A 13,350-nucleotide genomic window follows, 5' to 3' on the forward strand; every position below is an offset into this window, starting at 1 on the left:
CCGGCTGGCCGGCGCCGGATTCCTCGCCCCCGCCGTCCTGCTCGTCGCCGCCCTGCTGCTCGTACCGTTCGTGGTCACCCTCTACCGCAGCTTCTTCAGCGACGGGCGGGTCTCGGGCTTCACCTGGTTCAGCAACTACGGGCTGTTCTTCAGCGATCCGGTGCTGGTCAAGTCCATCGAGAACACGCTGATGTGGGTGGTCGGCACGGTCGCCCTGCCGCTGGTCCTGGGGCTCGGGATCGCCGTGCTGACCAACGGCTCCGGGTGGACGAGAGTGGCGCGGCTGCTGGTGGTCCTGCCGTACGCGATCTCCGGATCGGCCGTCGCCGTCGTATGGAACTTCGTCCTGAACACCGACGGCGCCGCCAACCAGGCCCTCACCTCGCTGGGGCTGGGGTCCTTCGCCCAGGGCTGGCTGCTGGAGTGGCCGGGCAACACCCTGGTGATGATCGTCGCCAGCACCTGGCAGTCGACCGGAGTGGCCGTCATCCTCTTCCTGGTCGGCCTGCAGACCATCCCGCCGGAGACCCTGGAGGCGGCTTCGCTCGACGGAGCCGACGGCTGGCGCAGATTCCGCTACGTCGTCCTGCCGCAGCTGAAGACCGTCTCCGTGATCGTCGTCGGCAGCAGCCTGGTCAACGGTCTCAAGTCCTTCGACCTGATCTGGGTGCTCACCCAGGGCGGTCCCGGGCGGAACTCCGAGACGCTCGCCGTCTCGATGTACCAGGAGACGTTCCTCGCGCTGCGGCCGGGAGCCGGCGCGGCGGTCGCCGTCGTACTCACCGTCATCGTGCTGCTCGCCTCGTGGCTGTACCTGCGGCGTCAGCTGACCCCGAAAGGCGCCTGACCATGACCACAGGCCGCACCTCCGCACGCCGTATCTCGGCGGGCACCGTCGTCCGCAACACGACCCTGGTGGTCATCTCGCTCCTCTGGGCCGTGCCGACCTGGCTCCTGGTGGTGAACGCGCTGGTGCCGGCGTCCCAGTACGGCGGCGCACCGCACTGGCTGCCGCACGGCGGCTTCGGTCTCTTCGACAACATGTCGCAGGCGTGGACCAAGGCCCGCCTCGGGCCCGCCATGGGCAACAGCTTGCTCTACTCGGTGACCAGCGCGGCGGCCGCGATCGTCGTCGCCACGACCGCCGCCTTCGCCACCGTCATCATGCCGGTCAGACGCAAGGCGCTGTGGTTCTGGCTGATCTACTCCGGCACCCTGCTGCCGCTCCAGGTCTTCCTGCGGCCACTGTTCCTGGCGTACGCCAACACCGGGCTGTACGACGCCCAGATCGGTCTGTTCCTGGTGTACGTGGCGGTCGCCATCCCGTTCGCCTACTTCATCATGCGCAACTTCGCCCAGACGCTCCCCGCCGAGGTCGTCGAGGCGGCGAGGCTCGACGGCGCCTCGTGGTGGCGCGTCTTCTGGCAGATCCATGTGCCGCTGTCGAAGTCCGCGATGGTCGCCGCTTTCGTCTTCCAGTTCGTCGCCGTCTGGAACGACCTGCTCTTCGGCATCACCCTCTCCACCAGCAGGAACATCCGGCCGATCATGGCGGCCCTGGCCGAACTGCAGGGCAACTACTCCAATGTCGGACCGCCGGTGGTGCTCGGCGGCGCGCTGCTCGTCTCGCTGCCGACGGTCGTCCTCTTCTTCTCCGCCCAGCGCTTCTTCGTCAGCAGCCTGAAGCTCGGCTGACCCACTCCTCCCTCACGCAAAGGCAGACCATGGTGAAGACAACAGCCCGCGCCGCCCTCGCTCTCGCCGTGCTGTGCGGAGCGCTCTGCGCCGCCCCGGCGGCGAACGCGGCGGGTACCGCGGACACCCGCGCGGCGGACCCGTGGGCGAAGCGGGCCGCGAGCGCCTACGACGCGCTCCAGCGCAACCTCTACCAGGGCGCCGGGCAACACGGCCTGTACCTGGAGAAGTTCCCGCAGCAGACAGGTGACAACGCACACTCCTACCTGTGGTCGCTGCGCGAGGCGGCAGCGGCGACCGTCGACATGGCGGCGCTTCCGGGGACCGGGCAGCGGTACGCCGCCGACGCGGCCGAACGCTTCGACGCCGTCCAGCTGTACTTCGACCCCCGCGACGGCAGGCCGGGTTACGACTCCTACCTGCCGGCGCCGCTCGGCCAGGGCGGCGACGTCTTCTACGACGACAACTCCGTCGTCGGCCTCTCGCTGCTGGACCAGTACCACGCCACGGGTGACCCGACGTACCTCGACCGCGCCGTGGGAGCCTTCGACATCGTCAGCCGGGGCTGGGACGGCGACCCGGCGAAGAACTGCCCGGGCGGCATGGACTGGGTGGACTCCGCCAGCAACAACATGCGCGCCGCCAACGTCACCGGGCTCGCGGCCGAACTGGCCGCCGAGCTCTACCAGGTGAAGCACGAGAGCCGCTTCCTCGGCAGTGCGAAGAAGTGGTACGGGTGGAACGCCGACTGTCTGCGCCAGGCCCCCGGCCTCTACAGCAACAGTCTCGGTGACGACGGCACCGTCAACACGACCCTGTGGACGTACAACTCGGGCGCGATGATCGGGACCGCCACCACCCTCTACCGTGCCACCGGCGACCGCGGCTATCTCAAGCGCGCGGTGGACGACGCCCAGGGGTCCCTGGCCTACTGGAAGCAGGGCACCCGGCTGCACGACCAGCCGGCGATCTTCAACGCCATCTACTTCGACAACCTCCAGAAGCTCAACGAGGTCAGGCCCGACCCGGCCTACCGGGAGGCCGCAGGCAGCTACGCGGCGCAGACCTGGCAGGAGAACCGGGACCCCGCCGACGGCCTGTTCCGGTTCCAGCCGTCGGGCGGCGGTGACTACGACCCCGCAGCGCCCGCCGAGACCCTCGAACAGTCCGCGATGGTGCAGATCTTCGCCGGGCTGGCCACGCACCGCTCCTGACCACACGCGTCACCGACCGCAGCCGTACCGGCACCGCGTCGCACCGCCCCGCACCGCACCACAACAGTTTGGATCTCCGTTCATGTCCCACCCCGCTCTCGCCCGTCCCTCGTGGTGGGACTCCACCATGGCTCGCGACATCCTCCGTGACCGCGGTGTGTCGGCCACCGGTGTGCTCGGCGGACACCAGGTACGGCTCTCGGCCGAACCCCTGTTGCGCCATGACGGTGACGGGGGGCTGCTCCAGTCCGTACGGGTGGCGGCGGACCGTCCCGTCACCCGGGCCCGGGTCACCACCGCGTCCGGGACCGCGCTGCGCTGTGACATCGTCGAGGGCCCCGGCGACGACACCCGGCTGCTGGTGCCGGAGGTGGCGTCGCCGACCCCGGTCCTCGTGGAACTCCCCGAACTGGCCGCGGGGGAGAGCGTCGAGGTGCTGCTGACGCCGCAGCGGCACTGGACCCTGCATCTGGTCCAGCACGCCCATCTCGACATCGGGTACACCGACCCGCAGGGCACCGTCCTCGCCGAGGGCCGCGCGTATCTCGACTCCCTGCTCGAACTGTGCCGTGCGACGGACGACTGGCCCGACGAGGCGAAGTTCCGCTGGGCGGTCGAGGGATTCCTCAGCTACGAGAACTGGTCGGCGAACCGGCCGCCCGAGCAGGTCGCCGAGTTCCTGCGGCGGGTCGGCGAAGGGCGGATCGAGCTGACGGCCCTGCCTTTCAACCTGCACACCGAGACCTGCTCGACCGATGAACTGCATGAACTGCTGCGCCCGATGCGGGAGGTGCGGGAGCGGCACGGCATCGACATCAACACCGCGATGCAGACGGACGTGCCGGGACAGGTCGTCGGCCTGCCGGACGTGCTCGCGGACAGCGGCATCCGCTATCTGTCGGTGGCCCACAACTGGGCCGGACGCGCGGTGCCGCACCGGGTGGGCGGGCAGGATCTGCCGCGGCTCTTCCGCTGGCAGGGGCCCGGCGGACGCAGCGTACTGGTGTGGCGTACGGACACCCCGCACGGTCTCGCCTACATGGAGGGATCGATCCTCGGCTTCGACGAGTCCTTCGACCGCGTCGACGACCTGCTGCCCCACTACCTCTCGGCGCTGGCCACCCACCAGTATCCGCACGAGGGCCGGGGCATCCCCGGATTCCCTGTCCTCGACGAGGAGTTCAAGGGCGACCCCTATCCCTGGGACGTGCTGCACCTGCGGGTCCTCGGCAAGTTCGCCGACAACGGTCCGCCGCGCAGGATCATCGCCGACACCGTCCGCAGGTGGAACGAGGAATGGGCGTTCCCCGCCCTGCGCACCTCACGCAACGAGGACTTCTTCGCCGACGCCGAGGCGCGGCTCGGGGACAAGCTCGAAACCTTCGAGGGCGACTGGAGCGACTGGTGGGTGGACGGAGTCGGCGCCGGCGCCGTCCCGCTCGCCGCCACCAGGGACGGACAGGCGGCCCTGGCCGACGCCCAGACGGTGGGCGGTTACGCGGAGATCCTTCAGGCATCCGACCTCCACGCATCCGACCTCCAGGCGTCCGGCGGTGCGGCGATCACGGCGGGCGCGCCGCCGGTGTACCGGGCCGCATCCCTGTTCAACGAACACACCTGGGGCGCCGGCGACCCCTGGACGCACGGCGACCACGGCCATGCCTCCGGCGAACGGCAGTGGCACTGGAAGTACGCGCAGGCCCTGCGGGCGCACGACGACGCCGGGACGCTGCTCGACGGCGCGGGCGCCGCGCTCGGCTCCCGGCTCGCCCCGCGCACCGGGACCCTGGCCGGCTACTACATCACCAACACGTGCAGTTGGCGGCGGTCGGAGACGGTACGGCTGTTCCTGCCCGAGAGCACCGTCCCGCTGGCGGATCACGTCCGGGTGGTCGACTCCCGGGACGGTTCCCCGCTGGAGCACACGGAGGAGCCCCAGAGCAACCAGTTGCACCGGGCGGCCGGCCGCTTCCTGGTCTTCCCGCTGACCGGCGTGCCCGCCAACGGCGCGGTACGCGTGGACATCCTGCCGGCCGGCGCCGCGCCGCCGGCCGCCACGGACCATGACGGACCGACCGTGCTGGAGAACGAGTTCCTGCGGGTACGGGTGGACCTGCGGACGGCCGCCATCGCGTCGATCCGTGACAAGGCGACCGGCCGCGAACTCGTCCGCCAGGACGCCACGGTCGGCTTCAACGGATACCTCTACGACGAGTACGCGACGGCGGGCGGCTTCAACCACCAGTCCAGCAAGACCACGGCGGACGGGTCGATGCATCTGCTCGCCTCACGCAGGACGGCCCCGCCGGCCGCGCTCGTGGAGCGGTACTCCGACGCCACCGGCGAGACGCTTGTCTACGAGTGTGTGCCCGCGGGCACCGAACGATTGAGGGTGCGGGTGCATCTGCCGCGCGCGGCTGCCCGGATCGACCTGGAGAACCGGATCGGCAAGGCCGCGACGCTCACCAAGGAGAGCGCCTTCTTCGCCTTCCCCTTCGCCATGGAGGACCCGGTCGTACGGATGGAGGCGACGGGCGGTGTCACGGGTACCGGCCTGCCGACGGTGCCGGGCTCGGCGCGCCATATGCGCGCGGTCCGGCGCTGGGTGAGCTTCCAGGAGGGGGAGACGGTCGCGGCGGTGGCGACGCAGGACGCGCCGCTGATCCAGCTGGGTGGCATCGCGATCCCCTACGCTCCCTACCCGCAGTCGCTCGCCCAGGAGGAGCCGGGCACGCTCTTCTCCTGGGTGCACAACAACATCTGGGACACCAACTTCCCGTCCCAGCAGGCGTTCGACCATGTCTTCCGGTACAGCGTCGCCTTTACGGCATCCGCCTCACCCGCCGGGCCCGAACTCGGCATGCGGACGGCTGCAGTCGGGAGCCGCCCGCTGCTGGCCGTACGCGCGAAGGGAGCGCTGACGGACGAGCCCGGCACCGGGTTCGCGCTGCTGACGCTCGGCGACCCGCGGGTGCGGGTCGCCGGGCTGACCGTACCGGCGAGCGGGCAGGTGCTCGTACGACTCCAGTCGTTCGCCGAGGAGCCCGTCGCATGCCGGCTGACTCCGGGCTTCCCCGTCCGGTCGGCGGTGGCGGCCGACTATCTCGCCGCCGCGGGCGAGGAGTTGGAGCGGGACGCGGACGGCGCCGTGGTGGTCCGGGTGCCGAGGCTGGGCACGACGGCGGTACTGCTCACCGTCGAGGCGGCTGCGCTGGACTGACCGGCGCTCGACGGCGCTCGACGGCGCTCGACGGCAGGGAGTTTCCGCAAGGAGCAGAAATCTTTTGCAGCGGGCCTTGACGCCCGATGGCTTCCCCGGCAAGGTCTTCCTGGCTCAACTGCCCCCTGAACGGGGGCAGTTTGGCCCCCGCCCCCACCGAGGCGCGTCGGTCCGGGCGACCAGTCAGGATGCCGGAGTTCTCTGTTCTCATGTGGGAGTCGTCCATGCTTCGATCACCAGGTCGCGCCGAGCCGCACACCCGGGAGCGGCGGCGCCGTTCCGGGCGCCTGCGCAGTCTGCTCGCCGTCGGCGCGCTCACCGCGGCCGCCGTCGTACCACTGACCCTCCTCCAGGAGGGTGTCGCGCAGGCAGCGGGGAACGGGGGTGATGTGACGGCCAACATGTTCATGTGGAACTGGCAGTCCGTCGCCTCGGAGTGCACCGACGTCCTCGGCCCCAAGGGGTACGGCGCGGTGCAGGTCTCGCCGCCGCAGGACTCGATCCGGCTCTCCGGAGCCCACCCGTGGTGGGAGATCTACCAGCCGGTCGGCTACGACCTGAACAGCCGTATGGGCAGCGAGGCGCAGTTCGCCTCCATGGTCTCCACCTGCCACGCGGCGGGTGTGAAGGTCTACGCGGACGCCGTCATCAACCACATGTCGGGCGCCGATCAGCCCAGTACGGACTCCTACGGCGGCGACAGCTTCAATGTCGGGTCCCGGACGTACAGCCAAGTGCCGTACAGCTCGGGCGACTTCCACAGCTATCCGGGCAGCTGCCCCACCTCGAACCTGGCCATCAACGACTGGAACAACCAGGCCCAGGTGCAGGAGTGCTTCCTGTCGAACCTGGTCGACCTGAACACCGAGTCCGACGGGGTACGCGGGAAGATCGCCGGCTATCTGAACAAGCTGATCGGCTACGGCGTGGACGGCTTCCGGGTGGACGCCGCCAAGCACATCAACCAGACCGACATGGCGAACATCGAGTCCCGGCTCAACAACACCCAGTGGGGCGGCCGTCCCTACATCCTCCAGGAGATCGCGCTGGGCGGCAGTGGCAATCTGGCGCCCGCCGCTTTCGAGGCCAACGGCAGTGTGATCGGCTTCGACTACGCCAACGCGCTGAAGTCCGCGTTCCAGGGCAGCATCGCGGGACTGCGGAACCTGGCCACCTCCGGTCTTGAGCCGAGCGCCAAGAACGGCGCCATGGTCACCAACCACGACACCGAGCGCAACGGCAGCACCCTGAACTACAAGAACGGCAGCACGTACACGCTCGCCAACGAGTTCATGCTCGCCTACGGCTACGGAGCGCCGACGGTCTACTCCGGGTTCGCCTTCAACGGCTCGGACGACTCGCCGCCCGCCGCGTCCAACGGAGTGGTCACCGGTACCGACTGCGCGACCACCTGGGTCTGCACCGACCGCACCCGGGGTATCGCCAACATGGTCGGCTGGCACAACGCGGCCAAGGGCGAGTCCGTGGCCAACTGGTGGGACGACGGCAACAACACCGTCGCGTTCAGCCGCGGCCGTACGGCGTGGATCGCCCTCAACAACAGCGGCTCGGCCGTCACCCGGACCTTCGCCACGGGACTGGCGGCGGGCACCTACTGCGACATCATCCACGGCGACCTCGCCGGTTCCGGCTCCTGCTCGGGCCCGACCGTGACGGTCGACTCCTCGGGCAACGCGGCGCTGACCGTGGCCGCCCATGACTCCGTCGCGCTGTACGGCGCGGGCGACTCGACCCCGACCGACCCGCCGGCCGGCGGTGTCACGGAGACCTTCCACGAGAGCAAGGCCGTCCCGGCGGGCCAGAAGGTCTATGTGGTCGGCTCCATAGCGGGACTCGGCAGCTGGGACCCCGCTGCCGCCATCGCGCTCACCTCCTCCGACCAGTCGAACTGGACCGGCTCGGTGAGCCTCCCGGCGAACACCTCCTTCGAGTACAAGTACATCGTCAAGGACGCCTCGGGGAACGTCACCTGGGAGCCGGGCAACAACCACACGGCCGGCACCGGGGCCTCCGGCGGCACCCGGAACGACACCTGGGGCAGCCAGTCCTCCGGTGACGGCAGCGGTCAGACCGCCGTGGCCTTCCACGAGAACAAGTCGGTCGCCGGCACCCAGAAGGTGTACGTCGTCGGATCGGTCGCCGCGCTGGGCACCTGGAACACCGGCTCGGCCATCGCGCTGACCTCGTCGAACCAGACCGCGTGGGCGGGTTCGGTCAGCCTGCCGCCGAACACCTCGTTCGAGTACAAGTACATCCTCAAGGACAGCTCCGGAAACGTCACCTGGGAGTCGGGCGGCAACCGCACCGCCAACAGCGGGAGTTCCGGCACCCTCACCCTGAACGACACCTGGAAGTAACGCGATCCGCCGCCTCCCCGCGGCCGTTCGCCGAACGGCGGTCTCCGTATCTCCCCGTACGGAGGCCGCCGTTCGGCGAGAAAGTTCCTTGCAGACTCTTTCGCAAGAGATTGCAGCGCTGTTACGGTCCACCAAGTCCGAACGGGCACCACCCTCTTCAAGGAGTCAGGTATGCGACGCGGCATGTCCGCCGTCGCGATGGCCGCTGCCATCGCGCTCGGAGTCACCGCCTGTGGCGGCAGCGACAACGACGGCAAGAGCGACGGAGGTTCGGCAGCCGACCCCGCATCGGTCTCCGGCGCGATCACCTACTGGGACACCTCGGACGCCAAGAACGAGGCCCCGGCCTACCAGGCGCTCATCAAGGCGTTCGAAGCCAAGTACCCGAAGATCAAGGTCACGTACCAGAACGTCGACTTCACCACCGTGGAGCAGCGGTTCAAGGCGGCGGCCCAGAGCGGCAAGGGCGCGCCCGACGTGATCCGTACCGACGTCGGGCTCATCCCCGAGTACGCGTCGCTGCACTACATCGCCCCGCTGGACGGCACCCCCGCGCTCTCGCAGAGCGAGGACTTCGTCGAAGGTCCGCTCGACACGACCAAGTACAACGGGAAGAGCTACGGCGCTCCCTCGGTCACCGACACGCTGGCCCTGCTCTACAACAAGGACATCTTCGCCAAGGCCGGCATCAGCAAGCCGCCGGCCACCTGGGACGAGCTGATCGCCGACTCCAGGACGATCGCGAAGAAGGTCCCCGGCGTCGCCGGCACCTACGTCAACCCCGACTCGTACTTCCTCTTCCCGCTCCTGTTCGGCGAGGGCGCCGACCTCGCCGACCCGGCGGCCAAGAAGATCACCGTCAACTCGCCGCAGGCCGTGGCAGCGGTCACCAAGGCCAAGGAGATCTACGACACCTCGTCGCTGAAGGTCGACTTCGCCAGCGCGTACGACAACATGCAGACCTCGTTCAAGACCGGCAAGGTCGCCATGCTGATCCAGGGCCCCTGGTCCGTAGCCGACGACCTGACCGGATCCGCCTTCAAGGGCAAGGAGTCCAACCTCGGTTACGCGCCCGTCCCCGCCGGTTCGACCGGGAAGGCGCTCGCCCCGACCGGCGGCCACGACCTCGCCGTCTACCAGGGCTCGAAGCACCTCGACGCGTCGTACCTCTTCACGCAGTTCATGACCTCGTCGGCCAGCCAGCAGCAGATCGCGCTGAAGAACGGCACCCTGCCGACCCGCACCTCCGCCTACACCCCCGAGGTGCTGAAGGACCCGGAGATCGCCGGCTTCAAGCCGATCCTCGACACCGCCCGGCCCCGGGTCGCACTGCCGCAGGTCGGCAGTCTGTTCGTGCCGCTCCAGCAGCAGTACATCAAGATCCTGCAGGGGCAGACCCCGGTCAAGGCCGGACTGGACGCGACCGCCAAGCAGTTCGGCAAGCTGCTGCCCGGCTACAGCGTGCAGTAGCCCACCCCCACGCCGGGCCGGCCGGCCGGGACTCCGTCCGCCACCGGGCGCGCGGGGTCCACGCGCCCGGCCGGCCGGTCCGGTCCACCCCCGTCCGGTCCACCCCCGTCCGGTCAACACCGGCCACCGACCACGCACATCCGAAAGAGCCGAGGAGCGATGACCACCGCCACCATGGACCAACCCGCCCGGGACGCGGCGCCCGAGCCGCGTGCCCCCCGGCCAGGCCCCGTGACACTGCTCAAACGGTCCTGGGACAAGCACTGGTACGCCTGGGCCATGGTCGCCCCCGTCGTCATCGTGATCGGCGTCCTGGTGCTGTACCCCCTGGGCTACGGGCTCTACCTGTCGTTCACCGACGCCACCGAGGCCAACGTCGCCAAGGACATCGGCGCCTTCCACGCCGAGGCCACTTACCAGTTCGTGGGCCTCGACAACTACTGGAAGATCGTCTCCGGGCAGGACGGCGACTTCTACCCCCGGCTGGAATGGACGGTGATCTGGACGGTCTCCTGCGTCGCGATCACCTACTCCATCGGCCTCGCGATGGCGACCCTGCTCAACCGCCCGGTGAAATTCCGGCTGTTCTACCGGCTGGCGCTGATCCTGCCGTGGGCGGTGCCCGCCTTCGTCGGCGTCTTCGCGTGGCGGCTGATGTTCAACTCGCAGTACGGCGTGTTCAACGACATCATCAACGCGGCCGGACTGCCGTCCCAGGACTGGCTCGGCACCCCCTTCGCGCAGAAGATCGCCGTCATCATGGTGAACGTCTGGTGCGGCGTGCCCTTCATGATGGTGGCCATCCTCGGCGGCCTCCAGGCCATCCCCAACGAGCTGTACGAGGCCGCCGAGATGGACGGCGCCTCACCGCTCCAGCGGTTCCGCGACGTGACCCTGCCGGGTCTGCGCCCGGTCACCGGCACGGTGGTCCTGCTGAGCACCGTCTGGACGTTCAACATGTTCCCGATCATCTATCTGCTGCTCGGCAACAACACCACAGGCGACACCGACATCCTGGTGACCTACGCCTACCAGAAGGCGTTCACCGGAGTGTCCGACTACTCGGGCGCGGCGGCCTACGGCATCGTCATCCTGCTGATCCTCGTTGCCTTCTCCACCTTCTACCGCCGCCAGTTGAAGACGCAGGACTAGGAGCCGGACCACCATGAGCGTCACCACCGAGCGCGGCTTCTCCGCGTCCCGCGCGGCGAGCGGCAAGGCCGTGCGCGGCGCCCGCAGCGGCGCCCGCCGTACCCACCGGCGCAGGGGCGAGCGCAGCCGCCGCGCCTCGATCCTGCTGCACGCCACCCTGCTGGTGGCCAGTGCCACCGCCGTCTTCCCCGTGCTATGGATCGTCTTCATCTCGCTGGGTCCCGGCACCGCCTGGCAGCAGCCCGGCGAAGTACTCAGCCATCTCGGCCTGGAGAACTACCGGTTCGTGCTGTTCCACAGCCACTTCCCCCGGTGGATGCTCAGCTCGCTGATCGTGGCCGGCTGCACCACCGTGCTCGGTGTGCTGATCGCCGCCAGCGCCGGCTACGCCATCTCCCGGATGCGGTTCCCCGGACACCGCTCGCTGATGTGGACCTTCCTGCTCACCCAGATGTTCCCGGTCGCCGTACTGATCGTGCCGCTGTACAACCTGCTCGCGCGGTTCGGTCTCATCGACAGCTACCTGGGGCTGATCCTGGTGTACTGCACCATCTCGGTGCCGTTCTGCGCCTGGATGCTCAAGGGGTACTTCGACACCATCCCGCGCGAGATCGACGAGGCGGGCCGGGTGGACGGCCTCAACCCGTTCGGCACGTTCTGGCGGCTGATCGTGCCGCTCGCCAGGCCGGGCCTCGCCGTCACCGCGTTCTACACCTTCCTCACCGCGTGGGGCGAAGTCGCCTACTCCACCCAGTTCATGGGCGCCAACCACTACACACTGGCGGCCGGCATCCGGACCTTCGCCTCCGACCAGCGCGCCAACTGGGGCGCCATGACGGCGGCTTCCGTCATCATCGCGATACCCGCGGCCGTCGTCTTCCTGCTCGTCCAGCGCCATCTGGTCGCCGGACTCACCGCGGGCGGCGCGAAAGGCTGACCCCGCCGGGCAGCCCCTTCCGCACACACGTCATCTGTCGTTCTCACGTAGTGAAGAGAATCCATGAGCCAGCACCTCACCGACACGCCCAGCTCCGCCGCGACCGCAGCCGCCGCCGAGCGCGCGGACTGGTGGCGCGAAGCGGTCATCTACCAGGTCTACCCGCGCAGTTTCGCCGACAGTGACGGCGACGGCATCGGTGATCTGCCGGGCGTCACCGCCCGGCTGCCGTACCTGCGCGAGCTGGGCGTCGACGCGGTGTGGCTGTCACCGTTCTACGCGTCCCCGCAGGCCGACGCCGGATACGACGTCGCCGACTACCGTGCCGTCGACCCGGTGTTCGGCACCCTGCCCGACGCCGACGACCTGGTACGGACGGCGCACACCCTGGGTCTGCGGGTCATCGTGGACCTGGTGCCCAACCACTGCTCCGACCAGCACGAGTGGTTCAAGCAGGCGCTGCGCGAAGGCGCCGGCTCACCACTGCGCCGGCGCTTCCACTTCCGCCCCGGACAGGGCGCACACGGCGAACTGCCGCCCAACGACTGGGAGTCCGTCTTCGGCGGCCCCGCCTGGACCAGGACCACTGAACCCGACGGCGCCCCCGGCGAGTGGTACCTCCATCTGTTCGCCCCCGAACAGCCGGACTTCAACTGGGACTGCCCGGCCGTGCACGACGAGTTCCGCTCCGTGCTGCGCTTCTGGCTGGACCTCGGCATCGACGGTTTCCGTGTCGACGTCGCACACGGCCTGGTGAAGGCCCCGGGGCTGCCGGACGTCGGCCACGACGGTCAGGTCGCCCTGCTCGGCACCGACGCCATGCCGTACTTCGACCAGGACGGTGTGCACGAGATCTACCGCAGCTGGCGGCGGATCCTCGACGAGTACCAGGGCGACCGGGTCGCCGTGGCCGAGGCATGGACACCGACCGTCGAGAGGGCCGCGCGCTACCTGCGCCCCGACGAGCTGCACCAGGCGTTCAACTTCTCGTACCTGACGACCCCTTGGGACGCCGCAGCGCTCCGCGACGTCATCGACGACTCGCTGAACGCCATGGGCGCGGTGGGCGCGCCCGCCACCTGGGTGCTCTCGAACCACGACGTCACCCGGCACGCCACCCGGCTGGCCCACCCTGTACCGTCCCTCCGCCGCGGCGAGCCCGCCCCCACCCAGCTGCGCGAGGCGGGCGACCGCGAACTGGGGCTGCGCAGGGCCCGCGCGGCGACGCTGCTGATGCTGGCGCTGCCCGGCTCGGCCTACGTCTACCAGGGTGAGGAGTTGGGT

Annotated in this window: 9 protein-coding genes; all 9 read left to right on the plus strand. The window is 69.5% G+C overall.

From position 1 onward, the window contains the following. On the plus strand, window positions 1-847 hold an 847-nt coding region (locus HY68_RS32835; protein WP_078864059.1), incomplete at its 5' end, for a sugar ABC transporter permease. 2 nt (window positions 848-849) lie between these two features. Continuing rightward, a complete protein-coding gene (locus HY68_RS32840) occupies window positions 850-1,695 on the plus strand; it encodes a carbohydrate ABC transporter permease (RefSeq protein WP_041998720.1) in 846 nt (281 codons plus the stop codon). 29 nt (window positions 1,696-1,724) lie between these two features. Further along, window positions 1,725-2,909, plus strand: a complete 1,185-nt coding sequence (locus HY68_RS32845; protein WP_041998723.1) for a glycoside hydrolase family 76 protein — start codon at window positions 1,725-1,727, stop codon at window positions 2,907-2,909. Window positions 2,910-2,991: 82 nt separating this feature from the next. Beyond that, a complete protein-coding gene (locus HY68_RS32850) occupies window positions 2,992-6,129 on the plus strand; it encodes an alpha-mannosidase (RefSeq protein WP_041998725.1) in 3,138 nt (1,045 codons plus the stop codon). Between the two features lie 224 nt (window positions 6,130-6,353). Next, the gene (locus HY68_RS32855; protein ID WP_042000543.1) at window positions 6,354-8,507 is read left to right on the plus strand and encodes a carbohydrate-binding module family 20 domain-containing protein; all 2,154 of its coding nucleotides are present in this window, start codon (window positions 6,354-6,356) and stop codon (window positions 8,505-8,507) included. Between the two features lie 171 nt (window positions 8,508-8,678). Continuing rightward, window positions 8,679-9,977, plus strand: a complete 1,299-nt coding sequence (locus HY68_RS32860) for an extracellular solute-binding protein (RefSeq protein WP_041998729.1) — start codon at window positions 8,679-8,681, stop codon at window positions 9,975-9,977. A 159-nt stretch (window positions 9,978-10,136) separates the two neighbouring features. Then, complete coding sequence (locus HY68_RS32865) at window positions 10,137-11,129, plus strand: sugar ABC transporter permease (protein ID WP_041998732.1); 993 nt, start codon at window positions 10,137-10,139, stop codon at window positions 11,127-11,129. Between the two features lie 13 nt (window positions 11,130-11,142). Continuing rightward, window positions 11,143-12,066 (plus strand): carbohydrate ABC transporter permease, encoded by a 924-nt coding sequence (locus HY68_RS32870; protein WP_041998735.1) that lies wholly within the window; start codon window positions 11,143-11,145, stop codon window positions 12,064-12,066. Window positions 12,067-12,129: 63 nt separating this feature from the next. After that, window positions 12,130-13,350, plus strand: a 1,221-nt coding sequence (locus HY68_RS32875) for a glycoside hydrolase family 13 protein (protein ID WP_041998738.1), incomplete at its 3' end; no start/stop codon positions are given.

The sequence above is a fragment of the Streptomyces sp. AcH 505 genome (genome assembly GCF_000818175.1).
GTDB lineage: Bacteria > Actinomycetota > Actinomycetes > Streptomycetales > Streptomycetaceae > Streptomyces.